Origin of the sequence: Antarctobacter heliothermus (genome assembly GCF_002237555.1) — a bacterium.
In the GTDB taxonomy this organism is placed as follows: domain Bacteria; phylum Pseudomonadota; class Alphaproteobacteria; order Rhodobacterales; family Rhodobacteraceae; genus Antarctobacter; species Antarctobacter heliothermus_B.
Map to the genome: position 1 here is coordinate 890,837 of NZ_CP022540.1, position 20,905 is coordinate 911,741.

14 protein-coding genes are annotated in these 20,905 nt (G+C 63.4%); 9 read left to right on the plus strand and 5 right to left on the minus strand.

All coding sequences use genetic code 11. From position 1 onward, the window contains the following. Window position 1: 1 nt before the first annotated feature. Genes ANTHELSMS3_RS04310 through ANTHELSMS3_RS04320 form a run of 3 tightly spaced genes read left to right on the plus strand, consistent with a single transcriptional unit; the run spans window position 2 to window position 4,364 of the window. Window positions 2–2,053 (plus strand): acyltransferase family protein, encoded by a 2,052-nt coding sequence (locus ANTHELSMS3_RS04310; protein WP_094033799.1) that lies wholly within the window; start codon window positions 2–4, stop codon window positions 2,051–2,053. Further along, entirely contained in the window at window positions 2,050–3,603 is a 1,554-nt protein-coding gene (locus tag ANTHELSMS3_RS04315; RefSeq protein ID WP_094033800.1) for a GMC oxidoreductase, read from the plus strand. The genes ANTHELSMS3_RS04310 and ANTHELSMS3_RS04315 overlap by 4 nt, the downstream gene beginning before the upstream one ends. After that, window positions 3,600–4,364, plus strand: a complete 765-nt coding sequence (locus tag ANTHELSMS3_RS04320; RefSeq protein ID WP_094033801.1) for an SDR family oxidoreductase — start codon at window positions 3,600–3,602, stop codon at window positions 4,362–4,364. Before ANTHELSMS3_RS04315 ends, ANTHELSMS3_RS04320 begins: the two co-directional genes overlap by 4 nt. Here ANTHELSMS3_RS04320 and ANTHELSMS3_RS04325 read toward each other — a convergent pair whose 3' ends face one another. Then, on the minus strand, window positions 4,365–5,129 hold the full coding sequence (locus tag ANTHELSMS3_RS04325) for a WecB/TagA/CpsF family glycosyltransferase (protein WP_094033802.1): 765 nt from the start codon (window positions 5,127–5,129) through the stop codon (window positions 4,365–4,367). Window positions 5,130–5,411: 282 nt separating this feature from the next. Between ANTHELSMS3_RS04325 and ANTHELSMS3_RS04330 the strand changes: the two genes are divergently transcribed. The 6 genes from ANTHELSMS3_RS04330 to ANTHELSMS3_RS04355 all read left to right on the plus strand — a co-directional run bounded on the left by ANTHELSMS3_RS04330 (window position 5,412) and on the right by ANTHELSMS3_RS04355 (window position 13,441). Beyond that, window positions 5,412–6,485: a Gfo/Idh/MocA family protein gene (locus ANTHELSMS3_RS04330; protein ID WP_254694907.1), complete on the plus strand. Its 1,074-nt coding sequence runs from the start codon at window positions 5,412–5,414 to the stop codon at window positions 6,483–6,485. Between the two features lie 26 nt (window positions 6,486–6,511). Then, window positions 6,512–7,504, plus strand: coding sequence for an NAD-dependent epimerase/dehydratase family protein (locus tag ANTHELSMS3_RS04335; RefSeq protein ID WP_254694908.1), 993 nt, complete (start codon window positions 6,512–6,514; stop codon window positions 7,502–7,504). Continuing rightward, on the plus strand, window positions 7,501–8,769 hold the full coding sequence (locus ANTHELSMS3_RS04340) for a glycosyltransferase family 4 protein (RefSeq protein WP_094033805.1): 1,269 nt from the start codon (window positions 7,501–7,503) through the stop codon (window positions 8,767–8,769). Before ANTHELSMS3_RS04335 ends, ANTHELSMS3_RS04340 begins: the two co-directional genes overlap by 4 nt. Next, window positions 8,766–9,731 carry a glycosyltransferase gene (locus ANTHELSMS3_RS04345; RefSeq protein ID WP_094036922.1) on the plus strand — a complete coding sequence of 322 codons (966 nt, stop codon included), beginning with the start codon at window positions 8,766–8,768 and terminating at the stop codon, window positions 9,729–9,731. Before ANTHELSMS3_RS04340 ends, ANTHELSMS3_RS04345 begins: the two co-directional genes overlap by 4 nt. A 10-nt stretch (window positions 9,732–9,741) precedes the next feature. Beyond that, window positions 9,742–11,844, plus strand: a complete 2,103-nt coding sequence (locus ANTHELSMS3_RS04350) for an NAD-dependent epimerase/dehydratase family protein (protein WP_094033806.1) — start codon at window positions 9,742–9,744, stop codon at window positions 11,842–11,844. A 217-nt stretch (window positions 11,845–12,061) separates the two neighbouring features. Beyond that, window positions 12,062–13,441, plus strand: coding sequence for a nucleotide-binding protein (locus ANTHELSMS3_RS04355; protein ID WP_254694841.1), 1,380 nt, complete (start codon window positions 12,062–12,064; stop codon window positions 13,439–13,441). 33 nt (window positions 13,442–13,474) lie between these two features. Here ANTHELSMS3_RS04355 and ANTHELSMS3_RS04360 read toward each other — a convergent pair whose 3' ends face one another. From ANTHELSMS3_RS04360 to ANTHELSMS3_RS04375, 4 genes are all read right to left on the minus strand, one after another. Further along, complete coding sequence (locus ANTHELSMS3_RS04360) at window positions 13,475–14,803, minus strand: GumC family protein (protein WP_094033807.1); 1,329 nt, start codon at window positions 14,801–14,803, stop codon at window positions 13,475–13,477. 275 nt (window positions 14,804–15,078) lie between these two features. After that, on the minus strand, window positions 15,079–15,333 hold the full coding sequence (locus ANTHELSMS3_RS04365; protein ID WP_094033808.1) for a 4'-phosphopantetheinyl transferase superfamily protein: 255 nt from the start codon (window positions 15,331–15,333) through the stop codon (window positions 15,079–15,081). Window positions 15,334–15,391: 58 nt separating this feature from the next. Beyond that, a complete protein-coding gene (locus ANTHELSMS3_RS04370) occupies window positions 15,392–19,879 on the minus strand; it encodes a MupA/Atu3671 family FMN-dependent luciferase-like monooxygenase (RefSeq protein WP_094033809.1) in 4,488 nt (1,495 codons plus the stop codon). Window positions 19,880–19,884: 5 nt separating this feature from the next. Beyond that, window positions 19,885–20,901: a glycosyltransferase family 2 protein gene (locus tag ANTHELSMS3_RS04375; protein ID WP_094036924.1), complete on the minus strand. Its 1,017-nt coding sequence runs from the start codon at window positions 20,899–20,901 to the stop codon at window positions 19,885–19,887. Window positions 20,902–20,905 lie beyond the last annotated feature (4 nt).

The following is a 20,905-nucleotide window of genomic DNA, read 5'->3' on the forward strand; positions in this document are numbered from 1 at the left end:
CATGAGCGCACCGGCGCATAACCCACTCCCTTACCGGGGAGACATCGACGGGCTGCGCGCTGTCGCCGTTTTGGCCGTGGTATTGTACCACTTTGGACTGCCGCTGGACGGCGGGTTTGTGGGCGTCGACATCTTCTTTGTGATCTCCGGCTTTCTGATCGGCGGCATCCTGTGGCGCGAATACGATGCCACCGGCCGCATCAGCCTGCGAAATTTCTATATCCGCCGGCTTCGCCGCCTCGCCCCCGCCTTTTTCGCCATGCTGCTGGTCACAACCGCACTGGGCTGGGTGATCCTGCTGCCGTTCGAGTTTCGCGAGTACGGCAAGGCGGTGATTGCCTCGACGGTCTATCTGTCAAACGTGCTGTTCTTTCGGCAGGCGGGCTATTTCGACACCGCGTCCGAAGACAAACCGCTACTGCACACATGGTCACTGGCTGTTGAGGAACAGTTCTACATCTTCCTGCCGCTGCTGCTGATCGTGCTGGCGCGATGGCGTTGGGGGCTGATCGGCACGCTGGTGGCGTGCTGGGCCGCCTCACTGATCGCCTGCGTACTGCTGACCCCGCTGTCACACACCGCCGCGTTTTACCTGTTTCCCTTCCGCGCGTGGGAGCTGTTGTCCGGCGTCTTGCTGGCGATCTGGGGACAGTCGCGGGGCAGCAATTGGCGCGGCCACCCGGCGTTTTCCTCTGTCGGGATCGTCATGGTCAGCGCGTCGATCTGGTTCACCCCGGCGGGGCCCTTGTTCCCCGGGCTGTTGGCGGTCCCGCCCGTCCTTGGCACGCTGTTGCTATTGTCGTCGGGCAACGGCGACAACCCGGTGAACCGGATGCTGACCATGCCGGTGATGCGGTTCTTCGGGCTGATCTCGTATTCGCTCTACCTGTGGCACTGGCCCGTCTACACGCTGGCCTCTGCGCTGCGCGGGGATATGAGCCTGCTGGAATCGCTGGTCTGGATGACCGTGTCGATCGGCCTTGGCTGGACGTCATGGCGATTTGTCGAACAGCCCGTGCGCCATGCCCGCCGCCTGACCGGGCGCGCAGTGTTTGGCGGTATGGCGCTGGCGTCGCTGGCAGCACTGGTGGTGGGCTTTGCCCTGTTCACCCGCGACGGGCTGCCGGAACGGTTCGGGACACAAGCACGGGTGCATATCGCCGCCTCCGGCGATTTCCTTCAGGACTGGAGCAGGTGCCGCATCGCCGACAGCGGCCCGCTGGACGGGCTGGAGGTCTGCCCGATCGGTCCAGACGGCCCTCCCCGCCTGCTGGTCTGGGGAGACAGCCATGTGCGCGCGATGAAAGAAGGACTGGATGTCGCCGCGCATGAGGCAGAGGTGCCCGCCATCCTGATATGGCGCGCAGGATGTGCGCCGCTCTTTGGTCTGCGCAAGGTCGAAAGCGCCGCCACCCCGGCACAGGACACTGCCTGCACAAGGGCCAACAAACAGATCCGGCAGGCCCTGCCCGCGCTGAACAGCCTCGACTCCGTGCTGCTGATCGGGCGGTGGAGTTATTATGCCACGGGTGAGGGCGTCGGGCTGAATGCCCATGACCGGATCGCACTGTTTCCCACCGACCGGCCCGCGTCGACCGGGACGCGACAACCGCAATTGCTGGCCAAGGCGGCGCGTACCACGGTTGAGGAACTGGGCCATCTAGTCGATCACGTCCATGTCCTGCGCCAACCCCCCGAAATCCCGTGGTACAACAGCCGCTTTGCCGCGCGCGAGGCGGCGCATGTGGGCCTGCCCCTCGCCGCACCGGCGACCACGAAGGCCTCTGTTCCCGCTGAGGCCATCGTCCTGCGCGGCACCCTTTCGGATTCCCCGTGGCTGCCGCTGGTCGATGAGGGCCGCATCACCTTCCTCGACACTTGGCCGTATTTCTGCGCGGACGGTCTGTGTTCTGCCGTTCAGCAGGGGCAGGGCCAGTATTTCGACAACAATCACCTGACCAACAGCGCCGCGATCCGCATACGCGACGTTTTGCGCCCCGTCTTTGCACCGCTGCAACCAGCGGTTTCCATGAACGGGGCCTCAGACGGATGACATCGGTCTTTGACACGCACTGGGATGCCATCGTGATCGGCGCGGGCATGGGCGGCGGTACGCTGGGCCGCGCGCTGGCCGAGGCAGGCCAAAAGGTGCTGTTTGTCGAAAAGGGTACACCGGGTTTGCGCAGCGAACGCAACGGCCTGACAGAGGTCTTCGTGCCAGAGGCACGCGCTGCGCGGGGCCTGTGGCCTGATCCGCTGCATGTGTCGCTCGACGGCGTTCAGACCAGCTTTTTCGCACCGCTGGGCAGCGGACCGGGGGGCAGTTCGGTGTTCTACGCCGCCACGCTGGAACGCCCCGAACGACACGATCTGGACGATCTGCCCGGCCAGCCGCACCCAACCGGCGGCTGGCCGGTGGGATTTGACGAAATGGCCCCGTGGTATGACCGCGCCGCCCTGCAATTCCGCGTCCACGGCACGCCCGATCCCCTGTCGCCTGAGGCCTCGATGCCACTGGAAATCCCGCCACCTCTGCGCGAGGCAGAGGCCGGATTGACCGACAGCCTGCGCGCCGCCGGGTTGCATCCTTATCGCACGCATACGGGCATCGCCAATGTCGGGGGCTGTGAGAATTGCCTTGGCCGCAAATGCCCCAAGGTCTGCAAAATGGATGGCCGCTCTGCCGGGGTGGAACCCGCGCTGGCCAGCGGCAATGCGCATCTCTTGACCGGCGCAAATGTCATCCGTCTGCACACCCAAGGCAATCGCATCACCAGTGCCGAGGTGCGTATTGATGGCGAAATCCGACATTTGCGGGCGGGTCGTTTCATCCTTGCCGCCGGGGCACTGCATTCGCCCCGCCTGCTGCTGGCCTCTGCGTCAGAGGACTGGCCCGAGGGGCTGGCCAATCGGTCCGGATGTGTCGGAGCCAACCTGATGCTGCATGTCGATGAACGCTTTGCCCTTTGGCCGAAACGCGGCACCCCGGACAGTGGCGCGACCAAGGCGATATCCTTTCGCGACTTTTACCACCGTGAGGATATGCGGCTGGGGTCGGTACAGGCCATGGGCATCCGCGCCTCGTATGGCGAGATGGTGCATTTCCTGAATCGTATGTTCGACCTGCGCGGGCAGTCCCGCCTGCGCACTCTGTCACGCCCCATGGCGGCGGTGGCGCAGGTATTTCTGGGCCACGCACATCTGTTTGTCGGGTTGATGGAGGATTTTCCCTACGCCCAAAACCGCGTGCTGTTCGATCCCACGCAACCCGACAAACTGTCCGTCACCTACACCCTGTCAGATGAACTGCGCACGCGCCGCCGTGCCTTTCGCAAGGCTCTGAGGCGCGGGTTGCGCGGGCACCGGCACATGTTCCTGTCGATGACTCCTGAATTGAACTGGGGTCATCCCTGCGGCACGCTGCGGTTCGGGCATGATCCGGCGACATCCGTCACGGACGCGGGCGGGCGGGCGCATGATCTGGCCAACCTTTGGGTGGCGGATGCCAGTTTCATGCCCACCTCCATGGGGGTCAACCCCAGCCTGACCATTGCCGCCAACGCCCTGCGGGTGGCGGACCAGATCCTGAAGGACCGGACATGACGCAGATCACGCCACAGGACGGTTTTGCCGTGGTCACCGGTGCCGGATCCGGTCTGGGCCGCGCGCTGGCGCAACAGCTCTGCGCGCAGGGCTTTACCGTGGTCGGCACCGGACGCAGGGCAGAGGCGCTGGAGGAAACCGCCGCGCTGTGCGGGGGCCGTTTTGACGCTGTACCGCTGGACGTGTCCGATTTCGACGCTGTGACGACCGGATTTACGGAAATGACCAGCCGTCATGGACCGCTGGCGCTGCTGATCAACAACGCCGCCGTCTATCCCAAGCGCGATGTGCTGGAGGAAACGCCGGACCGCTTTTGGCACAGCATAAAAATCAACCTTGGCGGGGTTTATGCCTGTTCATGGGCGGCGCTACAGGACATGGCCCCGCGCGGCAAAGGCCGTATCCTGAACGTGGCCAGCTACGCCGACATTGCACCCCTGCCCGCATCAGCGGCCTATTCCGTATCCAAGGGCGCGCAGCGCATTCTGACGCGGGCGCTGATCGCCGATCTGTTTGACCGTTTCCCCGGTATCGTGATCAGCGACTGGCTGCCCGGCGCGCTGGCGACCGGCATGGGCATCCCCGACGGCCTGCCGCCAGACGTGGCGGCAAAGTGGGGTGTGAAACTGGCGCTGATGCGCGACACGGGCCTGAACGGCACGACGTTTGAGCGCGACATGGAATTGCTGCCGCCGCGCGGGCTAAAATCCAAACTAAAGGATGCTCTGCTGTTGCGCCGCCCCAAACCCAGGCGCCTGTGATCAGTCGCGCCTGTCACTAAGGCGCAGCAGCAAGGCCCGCACGGTCAGACCCGGCAGCGCAAGGGCGCATTTGAAGTAACGGCCAAACAGCCGCCTTGGGTCCAGCATCATCCGCCACAGCCATTCCATCGCAATCTTGCGCACCCAATTTGGGGCGCGCTGCTGCGTTCCGGCAAAGAAGTCCAAGCCCGCCCCAATCGAGGCAAAGCCGATGTCCGGGGCAATCCTTCGCCCCGTCGCGGCGAAACTTTCCTGCTTGGGCGCGCCCAGCGCGACAAAACACAGCCGCGCGCCAGAGGCGGAAATCTGGCGCAGCATCTCCTGCGCCTCAGCGCCAGCGGGGTCAAAGCCCATCGGTGGAGCAATCTGGCTGACCACCTCCAGATCGCGGACCTCACGCTCCAGGTATTCCGCCGCCGCTGCCAGAACCGGCGCGCTGGAGCCGAACAGCGCAACCGTGACTCCTTGTGCGGCCGCAATACGGGCAAGCGGCAGAATCGCCTCAGACCCCGGAACCAACGCGACGGGCCGTCCCGCCAGTCGCGACAGCCAGACGATGGGATAGCCATCGGCCACGACAAAATCCTGCGCGGCATAGACCTCGCGGAAGGCATCAGAAGCCTGCAGCTTGACGATGTGATCCAGATTGATTGTGGCCAACGCAAATCCGCTGCGCCGGGCAAACCGTTCGCGCACGCGGGCCTCCAGCACGGCCCAGCTTGGCACGTTCACGGTGATCGTGTCGTCGCCTATTCGAAAATCCATGTGAACACCTTGGCCCCCCGGGGCCCCCCGGCTATGGTCTAACGTGAAAGCCGCGTGTTTTCAGTGCCCTTTACGGCACACATCGCAAGTTTCGAAACAACTGGTGCCGCGCTGCCGCAATTATCCGGGCCATGTCGAATTGTAGCCATGTTCTCTTGCCAAAGAGAGCGAAACCAAGGGCGGGCCATGGGTGGCACAGTGAAACCGAATAGCGCAGGGGCGGATAGCCGCGCGGCAGGGCAGGTTGTCCTGCTGGGCTGTGGCTTTGTCGCGGACCTATACATGCGCTCATTACAGGCCACGCCGGGTATCGAGGTTGCGGGCGTCTGGGACAGGGATGCCACCCGGCTTGCCGCCTTTTGCACCCATTGGGATGTCCCCGCGCGCGACGGTCTAGCCGCGCTGTTGGCGCGAGCCCCGAATGCGCTGGTCCTGAACCTAACCAATCCCGCCGAACATTTCGAGACCACGAAAGCCTGTCTTGAAGCGGACCGCCACGTCTACTCGGAAAAACCTCTGGCGATGATGCTGGACGACGCCAAGACCCTGCATACGATGGCCGCCGAAAAGGGCCTGATGCTGGCCTCTGCCCCGTGTTCGGCGCTGGGTGAAGCGGCACAGACCCTTGGGCACGCGATCCGCAGCGGCATCGCGGGCACACCCCGCCTGATCTATGCCGAGCTTGACGACGGCTTTGTCCCGCAGGCCGCCTACGACAAATGGCTGACCGAATCCGGCGCGCCTTGGCCCTATGAGGATGAGTTCCGGGTGGGCTGCACGCTGGAACACGCTGGCTATTATCTGACATGGCTGATCTCTTGGTTTGGGCCGGTGCGAACGGTGGTGGCCGCCTCTGCCGAGACGATCCCGGAAAAAGAGGGCGCTGGCCCCTTTGCGCCGGATTTCGCTACCGCGACGCTGTTCTTTGACAATGGCCCGGTGACGCGGCTGACCTGTTCCATCGTCGCCCCGCATGACCACGGTATCCGCATTGTCGGCGACAAAGGCGTGCTCAGTTGCAAGGCTGCGTGGGACAATTCCGCCAAGGTCCGCTTTGCCCGCCGGATCAACCTGCGCCGCCGGTTGATGGAACATCCGTTTCCGCAAACCGTCCGCCTGAAACAGCCCACCCACCCCAAGGTCAAACGCTGGGGCGCTGCGGCGATGAATTTTATGCTTGGCCCCGTCGAGGTGCTGGAGGCCCTGCGCGACGGCCGCCCGTGTCGCCTGACCAACGATTTCGCCTTGCACCTGACAGAGGTCACGCTGGCGATCCAGAACGCAGGAGAAACCGGCGGCGCGCAGACTATGACCACCACATGTGACCGGATGGAACCGATGCCATGGGCGAAGTGACACCAAGGCCAAACAATTTGCGCGAAGTGAAAAGGCTAGGCAGCGAAGGCGACGTGACCTGCATCCTGATCACCGGGGCCAATGGCTTTGTCGGCAGCGCCTGCGTGACTGAGGCGCGCGCGCGCGGGATTGAGGTGATCGCCCTGTATCGCCGCGCGCCCTTGGCCAAATGGGCCAACGACCCCGGCATTTACCCGCTACAGGCGGACCTGTCAGATCCCGCCATCACCGCCCCCTTGCAAAACGCCACCGCGAAAGCACAGTCCGTGATCCACGCCGCCGCGCACCTCGGCGGCGACGCCGCCAGCCACGCTCAGGACACGCTGCGCGGCACGCAAACCTTGTTGGACGCAATGGCAGGCGGTGGCACGCGGCTGGTCCTTGTCTCCTCCATCGCAGTTTACGACACGATGCAGATCGTCCCCGGCGCGGCGCTGGACGAAACCGCGCCTTTGGACGATCCCGATCATCCCCGTGACGCCTACGCTGGGGCCAAACTGCGTCAGGAACAGATGTGCCGCGCCTCTGGTCTGCCGCTGTGGATCCTGCGACCCGGCGCAGTCTGGGGGCCAGGACGAACATGGAACGGGCTGCTGGGACTTTGGGCCGCCAAATTACATGTCCAGATCAACTCGGGCGGGGAACTGCCCCTGACCCATGTGACGCACACAGCCTGGGCATTGGTCGAGGCGGCGATGCGCGCCCCGCAAGGCACAGCCGCCCTGAATGTCCTGGACGATGACCGCCCCACGCGCGCCCGTTTCCTGCGCGCGCATCGGCGGATGTCGGGTTGGCCACGCCTGACCCTGCCGATTCCCTACAACGTCTGGATGGCCTTAGTTCACCTGCTCAAACCGCTGTCGTCCCGCCTGCCCGGTCTGCTGCAGGAGCCCGTCGCCCGCGCCCGCCTGTTGCCGCTGACATGGCCCAACACCGCCCTGCGCAGCACGTTGGGCGGCGAGGATACCGACACATTTGAGGGGATGCTGGCCCGCACTTTGGGGGATAACAGCCCATGACGCTGCCGAAACTGGCCTATCTGACCGGCGAATACCCCCGCGCCTCTGATACCTTTATCCAGCGTGAAGTCGCCGCCCTGCGCGCCCTTGGGCATGAGGTCGACACCTGTTCGATCCGTACTACGGGGCCAGAGCACCTAGTCGGCCCTGAACAGCGCGCCGAACATGCCCGCACGTTCAAGGTGCTGGATGCTTGCAAACGCCCTATGACCTTGATCCGTGCCCACCTGCACTGGATGCGCGCGCCGCGCCGATACCTGAGGGCGTTGAAACTGGCATGGGCAACCGCGCCCAAAGGCGTCAAAGGGCGGCTGTATAACCTCATCTATTTTCTTGAGGCCGGGGTGTTGGCGGCCCATTTGACAGATAAGGGCATCGACCACCTCCACAACCACATCGCCAAGGCATCCTGCACCGTGGCGATGCTGGCCAGCGCGCTGTCGGGCATCCCCTACAGCTTTACCATCCACGGGCCGGACATCTTTTTTGAACCGCATCATTGGCGCATCGACGAAAAGGCCGCCCGCGCGACCTTTGTTGCCTGCATCAGCGACTTTTGCCGCTCACAACTCATGTGTTTCGCGGATCAGGCACACTGGGACCGCTTTCACATCGTCCATTGCGGGGTAGAGCCTGACCGCTACACCCCAATTGAGCGCGAAGAAAAGTCGCGCACCGATCTGGTCTTTGTGGGCCGTCTGGCCGGGGTCAAAGGCGTGCCGCTGCTGCTGAATGCCATGCGCCGCCTGCAACAACCGCCCGCCACCGACGACCCGCACCGCGCCTTTGACGAACCGCCCGCCGTCCACCTGACTATCGTTGGCGATGGCCCCGACCGCGCGGCGCTGGAACAGCAGGCAGCGGGGCTGCCCGTCACCTTTACCGGATACCGCAGCCAGTCCGAGGTGGCAGAAATCCTGTCCAAGGCCGACATCTTTGTCCTGCCCAGCTTTGCCGAGGGGCTGCCCGTCGTGTTGATGGAGGCGATGGCCGCTGGCCTGCCCGTCATCACCACCCGCATCGCCGGAGTGCCGGAACTGGTGACCCACGGCTATAACGGACTGCTGGTGCCGCCGGGCAATGAAACCGCGCTATTCGCCGCGATCAGCACGTTGGTTGAAAGCCCCGAATTGCGCGCCCAAATGGGCGAGACAGGGCGGGAAACCGTAAAGGCCGACTTCGATATCGCGACCGAGGCAAAGAAACTGTCGTGGCTGTTTCAGGAATACTCCGCAGGGCGGCAACCCCGATGGACTCGCCCATGACCGGCACACCCGTGGATGTCGTCCTGATTGGCCGCAACGAAGGCGACCGCCTGAAGGCCGCGCTGGCCTCTGTGGCCGGGCAGGCGCGGCAGGTGGTCTATGTGGACTCTGGGTCCACCGATAACAGCGTGGCCGAGGCACGCAACAGCGGTGCCACGGTTGTCGCGCTGGACATGTCCATCCCCTTTACCGCAGCGCGCGCGCGCAATGCCGGGTTTGATGCGCTGGACGATCCGCAGATCGTGCAGTTCATCGACGGCGATTGCAGCCTGATCCCCGGCTATCTGGTCGCGGCACGGACCCACCTGGAGACACATCCAGAGCTGGGGCTGGTGACAGGGTGGCGGTCGGAAATGCACCCTGAGGCATCGATCTACAACGCGATCTGCGACTGGGAATGGCATCGCCCCGCCGGGCAGATCCTTGCCTGTGGTGGTGACATGATGGTGCGGGCAGAGGCATGGGCAGAGGTCGGCGGCATGAACCCCAGCGTGATCGCCGCCGAGGATGATGAGTTCTGCACCCGCCTGCGCAAGGCAGGCTGGCGGTTAGAGCGCCTGCCGCTGGAAATGACCCGCCATGACGCCGCCATGACCACCTTTGGCCAATGGTGGCGCCGCGCCGTGCGCACCGGTCACGGCTTTGCCCAGGTCGGACATCTGCACCCAGAGTATTTTCGCTCCGAACGTCGTCGCGTGCTGGTCTTTGGCCTGCTGCTGCCCGTTTTGTTTGTCCTTGGTCTTTTTGCCACACCCATGCTGAGCCTTGTGGTTGTAGCGCTCTATCTCGTCAGCCACCTACGGTCGATCCGGGGGTTGCGCCGTGACGGTCTGCCGCCACGCAGAGCGCGCCGGTTGGCGATCCTGTTGACGCTGTCCAAGTTCCCGAACCTGATCGGCATGGCGACATTCCACGCCCGGCACCTATCTGGTGCCGACATGCGGATTATCGAATACAAATGAGGTCTTAGAGATGCCCACCCCCATTCGCGTCGGTCTGATCGGGGCCGGATACATCGCCGACTGGCACGCCGACGCGCTGCGCGCCACGACTGACGTCAAGATTACCGCCGTCTGCGATCTGAGCGAGGCCGCCGCCCGCGCCATCGCCGACCCGCTTGGCGCGAGGGTGTTCACAACTGTGCAGCACTTGATTGATTCGAAGGCCTGCGACGCTGTCCATATCTTGACTCCGCCAAATATACATAAGGATATCGCGACTCAGTGCCTCGCCGCTGGGTTGCATGTGCTTGTGGAAAAGCCTGTGGCTGAATCCGCAACCGAGACCGCAGAAATCCTTGCCGCCGCCGATTTCGCAGGCCGCCATTTCCACGCCGGACACAACTTTCTGGGCCTGCCCTCTTACATCCGGATGAAGGCTGCGATGCAGGCGGGCGACTATGGCCGAGTCTCTGGCGCAGAGATCACATGGGCGCTGCCACTGTCGCCGTTGCGGTCCGGTCCGTTCAATCTGTGGCTGCTGCGTCAACCCAAAAACCTGCTGCTGGAACTGGGGCCGCATCTTGTCGCTTTTGCACATGACCTGTTTGGCGAGGTCGAAATCCTGCACGCCGAGGCCGCGCATCCCGTCACCCTGCCGGGGGACGATCCGCGCCCGCAAAGCTTTCGCATCCTCGCCCGCGCAGGCCATGTCGAGATCACGTTCACCATCGCCCTTGTCGAGACGATCGACGACAGGTCCGTTACCCTGCGCGGATCGTCGGCCCGCGCGCGGCTCGACTATGCGCAGGACGTGCTGGTGGTGGAACGCGAAAACGCCGCCGATCTGGTGGCCAACCCGCTCAGAAAACAGCGCGAGCTGGCGCATCAACGGCTGGTTGAGGGGTTCTCCAACGCCTTCACGCAGTTCAGATCGCTCAACACGCGCAACCCCTACGGCCTCAGCTTTCGGGGCATGACCGCAGCGATCTATAGTGCGCTGGCCGAAGGAAAACCGCAGGACCCGCGGTTTTCCGGGCAAACCGCCGTCACTGTCATGCGGACCATCGACGCAATCATTGCGAAGCTACCCGATAAGGTGCTGCAAACCGCTGCTCCTGCGGTACAGACCCGCGCCCCGAAACCGACCGCCTTGGTCATCGGCGGCACCGGGTTCATCGGGCGGGCGCTGACCCGGCGTCTGGTGGCGGACGGACGGGACGTGCGGGTGTTGTCGCGGGGCAAATCCGGCCCCTTCCCCGATCTGCCCGATCGTGTCGAAACCGTCTCTGCCTCACTGCACGATCTGGATGCGCTGACAGCGGCGATGCGGGGCATCGAGGTGGTGTTCAACCTTGCCAAATCACTGGACGATACGTGGGCCGATTGCCTGAAAAACGATGTGGGCGTTGCGCTGCGCATCGCCATGGCTGCGGAACAGGCGGGTGTGAAACGGCTGATCTATACTGGCACCATCGCCAGCTACGACATGTCCGATCCCAACGTGCAGATCACCGAGGACACCGGTTTTGCCGAGGATATGACTGACCGCAACCTGTACGCCCGGTCCAAGGCGGAATGCGAACGCAAGCTGTTGGAATTGCACCGCACCCGTGGCCTGCCACTGGTCATAGCCCGACCCGGCATCGTTGTGGGCAAGGGCGGGCCGCTGCAACATTGGGGGATTGGGCGGTGGCATGGTGCGGGCGCTGTGCGCATCTGGGGACATGGGCGCAACATCCTGCCGTTTGTGCTGATCGACGACGTGGTTGATGGGCTGGTGCGGATGATCGACGCGCCAGTCGTCGGTCAGAGCTTTAACCTTGTGGGGGAACCGATGCTGTCCGCGCGCGGCTATTTCAACGCCATCCATGAGGCTTTGGGCGCAAAGATCCGCGTTGTGCCAGGCAATCTGACCGCGTTTTACGCGTCGGATTCGGTGAAATACCTGCTCAAGAAATACGCCCTGCGCAAACAGGGAGTCATCCGCCCGTCACGCGCGGACTGGCAAAGCCGGGCGCATTTTTCGCCCTTCATCAACACCCGCGCCAAACAGGGTTTGGGCTGGCAGCCGGAACACGAGAAAGCGCGCTTTGTTGAAAAGGCGATCACAAACGCCAATCTCTTTGGCTTCTAGGGCGCGTCGTCAAATCACCTGCGGTTGGTGAACAATAGGGACAAATCCACCTTATTCTGGCCAAATTTGACTGGTTAAAGAGGCGGTAAGCCGGGGTCCGTTCGGGATCAGTGGCGATTTAGATGGGGTCGGATCAGGTCATGAACCGGGACAAGCGCACAGGTCAGACAACGGCGCAGGTCAGCGGCGGCATCTGGCACGTCACGGAGCAAGGGGCATGAACATGATGGACAGCCCGAAATTCAGACGCAAACGCACATCGGCCACGGCTCACCCCCCTGCAGCCGCTCCGGCATCGCCGTACGCGGCCGTCAAGGCGGCGTCGCAAGAGGCCGCGCACCTGCGAGTTGAGGCCGACGAACGCGCCCGCGCCGAGGCAGAGACACAGCGCATCGCCAAGGCCGCCGAACGAGCTAAGTTCGAGGAAAAAGCACGCCGCAAGGCCGAGTTTGAGGAACGCGCTCAGACTGAGGCGCTGCGCCGGGTCAAGGCGGCCCGCGAACAACGCGCGGCGGATGCTATGAAAGCCCGCGAAGACGCGGAACGGCAGGAAAGCGCACGCCAGCACCGCGAAGCCGAAGAAGCCCGCTCTCGTCAGGAGGCGGCCGCAAAGGCGGCGCAAGACGCCGAAGATCACCGGCAACAAGTCGAAAAGCGCGCCGCTGAAGAGGCCGCGCGGCGCGAAAAGGCCAAACGCGATGCCGAGGCACGCGACGCAGACGCGCGACGCACCGAGGAAGACGCCCGCCGCAAGGCGCAGCCCCCTGCGCCCGTCTTGCCGTTGACCGACATGATCCCTGTCACACGCCGCGCCGAACCAGCCCCGACGACAGCACCCGTGACACCCACCCCAAAAACCATCGTGGACGTCGAACACGCCTGGTCTGGTCTGCCCGAACTGACCGTCGACAAGGCGCATCTTGCCCGCAATCGGATCATTACCGCCACGCGTGAAGATCCGGCACATGGTGCATTCGACGTATTGCGCACCCGGCTGTTGCAGACCCTATCGGAAAACGGCTGGCGGCGGGTGGCGATCACTTCGCCGGGCAAGGACTGTGGCAAGACCTTTACTGCTGCCAATCTGGCAATCAGCCTGTCACGGCAGGAAAACTGCCGCACGCTGCTGATGGATCTCGATATGCGCAGGCCCAGTCTGCATCACGTTCTGGGGGTCGGCTCACCGGGATCGGTGGGCGACATGCTGCGTGGCATGATCCCGCCAGAGACGCATTTGCACCGAATGGGCCGCAACCCGATCAACGCCGGGCGCAACATCGCCTTTGCGCTGAACGACCGCCCCGAGGCATATGCCTCTGAACTGTTGCAAGATCCGCGCAGCGCGGAAACCCTGCGCGCCATTGATGAGCACTATGCGCCCGATGTGGTGCTGTTCGATCTGCCGCCGGCGCTGTTCTACGACGATGTGATTGCCGCCAGACCGCTGTTCGACGGTGTGCTTTTGGTGGTTGGCGGTGGTCTGACAACCGAAAGTGAGATTTCTGAAGTCGAGCGCCGCCTTGGCGACTCCATGCCCGTTCTGGGCATGGTTCTGAACAAGGCAGAAGGCACCGACATCAGCCGCTACACCTATTAAACCCAGTAAGCCCCGCCGCTCCAGCGACCGCCGCTAGTGGCGGATCGCACGAGGCAAGAACCGCTCCGCAAAACCGGCCAGCACCGGAGAGCGTTCCCAGATCAGCCGCAGCCCCAGCCCGGCAAGGGCAAAGATCACCAGCAGTTTCGCCAACACCTTTAGCCCGCCGCGGCTGCGATCCTGCCGGGTGGTCACAACCGGGATAGCAACAACCGGCTGAATGCCCAGCATCCGTTCCATCTGTGCCGCCGAGCGGATCACCGGGTTCATCGTCTCGACCACAAAGGCGGCGGCAAGCCCCGCCAGCACGCTGGCCACGCCCCCCATCAGGGCAAGTTTCTTGCGGCTGCGCGAGACGGGAAATTCGGGAGGCAGGGCTGTTTCCAGCGCCTCGAACCTGTCGGTTGCCTGACGGTTCTCCAGCATCTGACCCAGTTCCGCCTCGGCCTTGCGCCGTGTGATCACCTCATACTGTTCGCGCAACATCGTCATCTCGCGTTCCAGCCGGTTGAACTCTCGCTCAACCTCGGGCGCGCCAAGGATCAGCCTCTCAATTTCGGTAATGCGTGAGGCGATAAGCGCCTTTTGCTCCTGCAACGCCGCGATCTGGCGCAACCGCACATCGTCCCGCGTCCGGTCGCTGGAGGTTTCGATGGTCAAGATCTGCTGATCAAGGTCCAAGTCGGTGGCGCGCAATGTGCTGAGTTGCGCCCGCAGGTCCACCACGCCCGAAGGCAGCTGCTCTGCATTTTTACGCTTGAAGGCGGCCATTCGACCCTCAAGATCCTCGATTTCGGCCCCGACTCGGGCCTCTTCGGTGGCGAAAAAGTCAAAGGTATCACGCGCACGGCTGACGCTGCGCGAGCGCGATTGGTCGATCACAAGTTGCATCAGTTCGTTCGCCACATTGGCGGCCTTGTCCGGATCGTCCAATCGAACCGTGATCATCAATCCCGAAGGCGCATTGCCCCCTGGCGCAAAGGTCTGCGCCTGGCTGACCAGCTGCTGGATGCGCACGGCGTCCCGCATCCATCCCACACGTTCCGTCATGGTCATCGCCGGATTGTCGGCGAACAGCACATGTTTTTCCATTACCCGCACAAGATTGTCGCGTGCCATCAACCGCTGTTCGATCAATCTGATCCGGCGGGCGGCGTCTGTATTGGTGGCCAGCGCTCCGGCCAGTTGGTCCGGCACCTGCGCATCTTCGATCTGTACGACGGCGGTGGCCTCATAGACCTTGGACTGGCCCAGCGCATAGTACAACGAGCCAAAGCAGCCCAGAAAGGTCACTACAATAATCAAAAGTGCGCGACGCCGGAGGGCCGCGAGAACTTCGCCAATCGACTGAAACTGCATCATCTCAATAACTCCCGCAAAACCGCCCCCGGCGCGGAGACAACATCCCAGGCCATCCGGCCCAATCGCGTCGTCTTCTGGCCCCAACCTATCGAAGTTGCCTAAATTTTGCCATGAGATTGCCGTGGAAATGCAGGAAACAATGCGTGTCCCAGACGGGAACCACGGTCATATTTTTGCCTCATTTCTAGCAGGATACAGGTGTATACCGGGAAACTGCAGCATGATTGTGGCTTAGTTTGAAGACGAGTGGGCGGGTGTAGCGCTAAGTGACAGGATCAGCCCACCACCCGCAGCCTGACGTATGAGCAGATCCATGCGCGATTCGGGCGGAATTGCGGCAGCATCCAGGTGATCGGTAGCCGCGCACAGCCCTTCGACAGATCAACCGCAAGCGCGTGAAAACCGAACACATGCTTCGCCATTGGACAATGCGTCTTGTAGGCGGCTTCCTTGGCCGAAAACAGCCGATTGTCCAGCGTAGGGTGAGCGGCGTTCGGCAGCGTTCTCTGCCCGGCGGGCAGGACGCGCACGGGTCATCGCGGCGGCCTCCTCGGGGTACAGATCATCCTCGCCGAGGACCGCATCGCGTCAGGCCCGGCGCCGCGCGCGCATTTCCCGGCGGCGCGCCATTGCGTCGCTGCGCGATTGGGCGCGGGTGACTGCTTCCACAGGCGCAGGAGCGGCGGATTTCGCCACCATTGGCCCGTCAATCAACCCAGCAACCCGGCCTGCCAGATCAGCCAGCACCGGAAAGCGGAAGATGTCGGTGATGGACAGTTTCAAAGCTCCCAGTTCCTCGCGGATGGCGCGGTGCGCCTGCACCGCCAGCAAGGAATGCCCGCCAAGATCAAAGAAATTGTCGCGCCCCGTCGCGCTGACGCCCAGAGTGCGCTGCCAGATCGCAGCAATCGCGGCCTCGACCTGTTGCGCGTCACCAGAGCCTGCAGGCGCAACCACCGGAACAGCCACAGGTTTCGCCTGTGCCGCTTGCGGTAGGGGCAGCGCCTTGCGGTCAACCTTTTTGTTGGGCGTCAGGGGGAACGCATCCAGATGCACAAACCGTCCCGGCACCATAAATGCGGGCAAATCCCGCGCCATTGCCGCTTTCAGCGCGGCCTCTGGTTTCGATATGCCCGTGTAGTAGCCCACCAGCCGCACGTCGCCGGGCGTATCCTCCCGCGCTGCTACTACTCCCTGGGTCACGCTATCCAGCGCCTCAAGACAGGCCTCGATTTCGCCCAGTTCGATCCGGTGACCGCGCAGTTTGACCTGATGATCCACCCGCCCGACAAAGTCGATCTTGCCGTCAACACGCCGCCGCACCAGATCGCCGGTGCTATACATGCGACCGGGATGGAACGGGTTGTCGGTAAACTTTTCCGCCGTCAGATCGGGCCGCTGCCAATAGCCGCGCGTCACACCCTCACCGCCGATCCACAATTCGCCTTCCTGGCCAATACCGACAGGCTTGCGCTCTTCGTTCAGAACGTACAGATGCTGGTTCGCCAAAGGTGAACCGATATTCACCACTGCCTCACCCGGCGCGGCCCGCGTGCAAGAGGACCAGATCGTCGTTTCCGTCGGCCCGTACATGTTGGTCACGGTCGCATCAGTGATCTGGGCGAACTCCTCAACCAACGCTCCCGGCAGCGGCTCTCCGCCCAAGTACAGATGTTGTACGCTATTCAGGGCAAAGCGTGCCTCGTCGTTCATGGCGATCATCCGCGCCATCGACGGAGTGCATTGCAGATGGGTGACACCGTGGCGCACGATCTGCGCCGCGATGCTGAAATCATCGTCGGCCAGTTCTGCGGCACCGCCCGCTTGGGCGACCACATCTGCCAAGGGCCGCAGCCCCGCCATCACCGTCCCACGGTCAATGCCATAGTCGATCAGACAGGCGATTTCGGTGACGCCGATGGCCTGCACCTGCTCTGTCCGCGCCAAGGCATCCTGAACCGTGCCGAACAGCCCGCTGTCGTTGAAATACCGCTCAAAGGCGAAGTCGAGGATAGCCTCAAGCTCATCCGGTTCCAGCCCGTCCAACTGCAAGTCAAAGGCATTGGACGCGCCTTCGGGACGTTTGAACGCCGGAAAGGCCCAAGCGTATTGCTTGATCAGCCCCGCCGCCGACCGCAGGTAATCCTTCATCGGTTCACGAGCGATTTCGCGGGCGTGGTCGCGGCTGTCGGACAGGAAAGTGTGCAGCATCAGCGTCACTGTAAACTGCGCCGGATCATGGCCCGCCTCACGCAGCGCGGCGTGGTAGAGTTTGATCTTTTCGCCGACTTCATCGACCGTCTGACCCAACAGGTGAGTCAGCACGTTGCACCCCGCGCGCCCCGCCTCTTGCCAAGTCTGCGGGTTGCCTGCGGTCGTGACCCAAACCGGCAGTTCTTTGGACACCGGGCGCGGTTGCGTCACTACCTCATGCAGGGTGCCATCCTGACGGGGAAAACCAACCGCCTCGCCGCGCCACAGCTTTCGCACGATCTCAAGATCGCGCATCATGGCGGGCTTGTTCTCGGGCGGGGTGTTTTCGGGGCGCAGGACAAAATCGTCCGGCTGCCAACCGCTGGCAATCGCCATGCCTGCGCGCCCGTTGGTCAGGTTGTCGATCACCGCCCATTCCTCGGCGATGCGGGCGGGATGGTGCAAAGGGGCCACAACAGAGCCGCCGCGCACACCGATGTTCTTGGTCACGCCCGCAACCGCCGCGCCGGTAACGCTAGGATTGGGATAGGGGCCGCCAAAGGCATGAAAATGCCGCTCCGGTGTCCAGACGGCGACAAAACCGTTTTCGTCCGCGAACTGCGCCCCCTCCAGCAGCAAGGCGTATTTATCTCTGCCCGCGCCGTCGTCATTGCCCCAGTAATACAGCGAGAATTCCATACCGTTGCCGCGCGGCATCGGCCCGTTGGAAATCAGGCCCCGGTCCTCATCGCCCGTCAGCACCACGGTCAGCCCGCGCGCCGTCGTCCAGAACAGTTCCAGCACAGAGATGTCGAACGACAGCGAAGTCACCGCCAGCCACGTCCCGCCATCATGCGGAACATGGGCGTCCATTCCGGTGTAGAAGTTGCAGACATTGCGATGCTCGACCATCACGCCCTTGGGTTTGCCGGTCGATCCGCTGGTGTAGATCAAATAGGCAAGATCTTCGGGGCCGCTGGTGTCGGGCAGGTTGTGGTCTGGCTTCGCGGTCAGGCGCGGCTCTGCGTCCAGCACCAAAAGCTGAGCATCGTGGCGCGGCAGCGCCGGTTCAATCGCCGCCTGAGTGACGATGACCTGTGCGCCACTGTCCTCAACGAAATGCTGCAAACGGTCGGCGGGGTAGCCGGGATCCATCGGCAGATAGGCCCCCCCCGCCTTGAGGATCGCCAGCGCGCCGACCATCAGATCGACAGAGCGGCGACAGCACAGGCCCACCACCTGCCCCTTTGTCACGCCCATGTCGCGCAACACATGTGCGGCCCGGTTGGCACGCGCATTCAGGTCAGCATAGGTCAGGTTCTGGTTCTCAAAGATCAGCGCGACGGCGTCCGGCGTGCGCGCGGCCTGCACCTCAAAGGCGCGGTGCATGGTCAGAGTGCGGTCATGCGCCGTCTCTGTCACGTTCCATCGGTTCAGCACCAGATCGCGTTCAGGATCGGGCAAGTCCTGTTCCGGCGCGACCGCCATCAGTTCCAGCCGTGCGGCCAGCAGTTCCGCAAAGGCAGGCGGCAACCGTCCGGCATCATAGCTGAGTTGGACCTCATCGCCAAAGATCACCGTCACCACGGTGCCGGGCACATGGCCCGCACCATCCACAGCGACACCAATCTGCGGCACGTCCGGCCAGTTCAATTCCGGGGCGCGGACAAAGAGATCCGTCGCCACCGGGTGCCGCGCCCGCAGCGGGGCCCAAGGCAGCACCAGCCCACCAGCCGCCATTCGCACCAGCGCGCCGTCTGCCCACGCCAGGTCCGCCCCCCGCCCGGCCAGATGGTCCGCCCAACGGGATACCAGAGCAACTCCATCCTCCCCGCCCGGCACGTTCAGCGTTCGGGTTTCCAGCACGGTTTCGCCTGCCTCCAACCCGCTCAATTCCGCGGGTTGCAAAGACGCCATGACTGTCCGCATCCGACCTTCATGGCGGGCGACCTTGCCCATCTCCGCATCAATCGTGGTGCGGGTGTCCGCATCCGGCAAGTCCAACACATCCCCAACGGCAACGATCTGATCCGCCCTGACCGGCGCACCGCAGAGGCGCGTCAGTGCCGACAACACCAGCGCGTGTTCTCCGCACGCCACGGTCAGATGGTCATCACCAACCTCCAGCACAGTGCCGGGCGCGGCGTGCGCCTCTGTCAGGCGCGCACGACCGACCAACCAGACAGACCCTCGCGCGCGGATTTTCGGCGTACAAAGCGGGTTCCAATACGGCCCATGATCCAGTGCGCGCACCATCCGTTCCAGCTCAGCTGCAGAGCGACGGAAATCCAACAACCCAAACCCCAAAGGACGCTTAGCGAGCGCATGGTAGCTGCGTTGCGACAAGTCCTGCTTTACCCGGCGCAAATCACCGCTTTCAAGCTGGTCCAGCAGCGCAGGAAACGACCCCATCGCCGCCTCATAGGCCTTTGCGTTCAGGGTCAGCGCCGTGTCCTGCGCCGCCACGTCAAACCCGGCCTGAACAAGGATATCCCCCTTATCCACGCCGCCTTCGATCATGTGCCAGGTGATGCCGTGCCGCGTCTCGTCCTCGATCAACGCCCAGATCGGGGCATTCAGCCCGGCGTGACGCGGTAAAGGGCCGTCGTGGAAATTCACCGCGCCTTTTGAGGGCAACGCCAGCACGTCGTCGGGAATGATTGACAGGTTCGCGATGGACAAAAGCCAGTCAAAATCCCCTGGCAGGCGCGCCGCCAGATCCTGTCCCGGTGACTCAACCCGCAATCCCGCAGCCTCGGCCCACCGACGCACTTCGGCGCTGTCGGTCACCACTGCAGCAACGGTGTTGCCCCGCGCGCGCGCCATCTCGGCACAGTGCACCAGCAGCGATTCATTGCCCCAGACGACGCAGGAAAACCCCATTTTCTTCACTCCGCTTCCAGTTCAGCCGCGACCCGCACCCTTGGTGGGGCCGCTTTGCGCTTTTCCGGCGGGGGCCGGAACAGCACCTCGATGTCATGTACCAGCAGATCACGCAGAAAATGCGGCGGATCGGCAGGCGTCTTTCGCTGCAGCAGGACGCGCAGCCGCCAAAACGCCCCGCCCACCCCGTGCATAAGCGTTGCCAGCGCAGCATAACCCCGCCCGTGGTTTTTGGAGAAATAGTGCCATCGGCTGTCCAGCCAGAACCCCGGGATGCGCTTCCATTTCTTCATACCAGTCGAAACTGACCCGATGTGGGCGACCTCACTCTCGCGTACATAATGGGTCTCATACCCCGCCCGCGCGGCGCGCAGGCAAAGGTCGGTTTCCTCGAAGTACAGGAAGAACAGCTCATCAAAGAGGCCGATCTCCTTCAGCACGCTGTGCCGCATCATGATCGACGCCCCGGCCAACCAATCGACCCGCCGTGTGGCCTCTGGCACGCCAATCGGCACAGATTTTTCCGCCAACCAACGCGACACAGGGCCAAAGCGCATCGCCCCTTCAAGTTCAGACCATATCGACGGAAACCGAAAGGCCGTCACATGCGCATCGCCGTCTTCGCCGTGGATGTAACTGCCGGCAAAGCCCGCCTCTGGATGGTTTTCCAGATGGTCGTGCAAGTGTCGGATCGCATCGGGCGCAGGGAAGGCATCGGAGTTGAGCAGATAGACGTAGTCTGGGACTCTGCCATCCGATATCGCCGCGCGAATACCGACGTTGTTGCCCGCGCCGAACCCGCCATTCACGCCCGATTGCACCACCCGGATTGGCGCACCTTGTGCCCAATCCTCGGAAGCAACCGCCTTGACGATCCGCTCATACGACCCATCACCTGAGGCGTTGTCGACCACCACCAATTCGGCATCCATACCGTCCATAGCGCGCAATGCGGCGCGCATGGACCGCAGCGTCATCTCTGCCGTCCTGTAGTTCAGCGACACCACCAGAACCCGCGCCATGCCG

Bases quoted from the DNA above. Each gene is read 5' to 3' on its own strand.
- ANTHELSMS3_RS04310 (WP_094033799.1), top strand. From the start codon at position 2: ATGAGCGCACCGGCGCATAACCCACTCCCTTACCGGGGAGACATCGAC.
- ANTHELSMS3_RS04315 (WP_094033800.1), top strand. From the start codon at position 2,050: ATGACATCGGTCTTTGACACGCACTGGGATGCCATCGTGATCGGCGCG.
- ANTHELSMS3_RS04320 (WP_094033801.1), top strand. From the start codon at position 3,600: ATGACGCAGATCACGCCACAGGACGGTTTTGCCGTGGTCACCGGTGCC.
- ANTHELSMS3_RS04325 (WP_094033802.1), bottom strand. From the start codon at position 5,129: ATGGATTTTCGAATAGGCGACGACACGATCACCGTGAACGTGCCAAGC.
- ANTHELSMS3_RS04330 (WP_254694907.1), top strand. From the start codon at position 5,412: ATGCGCTCATTACAGGCCACGCCGGGTATCGAGGTTGCGGGCGTCTGG.
- ANTHELSMS3_RS04340 (WP_094033805.1), top strand. From the start codon at position 7,501: ATGACGCTGCCGAAACTGGCCTATCTGACCGGCGAATACCCCCGCGCC.
- ANTHELSMS3_RS04345 (WP_094036922.1), top strand. From the start codon at position 8,766: ATGACCGGCACACCCGTGGATGTCGTCCTGATTGGCCGCAACGAAGGC.
- ANTHELSMS3_RS04350 (WP_094033806.1), top strand. From the start codon at position 9,742: ATGCCCACCCCCATTCGCGTCGGTCTGATCGGGGCCGGATACATCGCC.
- ANTHELSMS3_RS04355 (WP_254694841.1), top strand. From the start codon at position 12,062: ATGAACATGATGGACAGCCCGAAATTCAGACGCAAACGCACATCGGCC.
- ANTHELSMS3_RS04360 (WP_094033807.1), bottom strand. From the start codon at position 14,803: ATGATGCAGTTTCAGTCGATTGGCGAAGTTCTCGCGGCCCTCCGGCGT.
- ANTHELSMS3_RS04370 (WP_094033809.1), bottom strand. From the start codon at position 19,879: ATGGGGTTTTCCTGCGTCGTCTGGGGCAATGAATCGCTGCTGGTGCAC.
- ANTHELSMS3_RS04375 (WP_094036924.1), bottom strand. From the start codon at position 20,901: ATGGCGCGGGTTCTGGTGGTGTCGCTGAACTACAGGACGGCAGAGATG.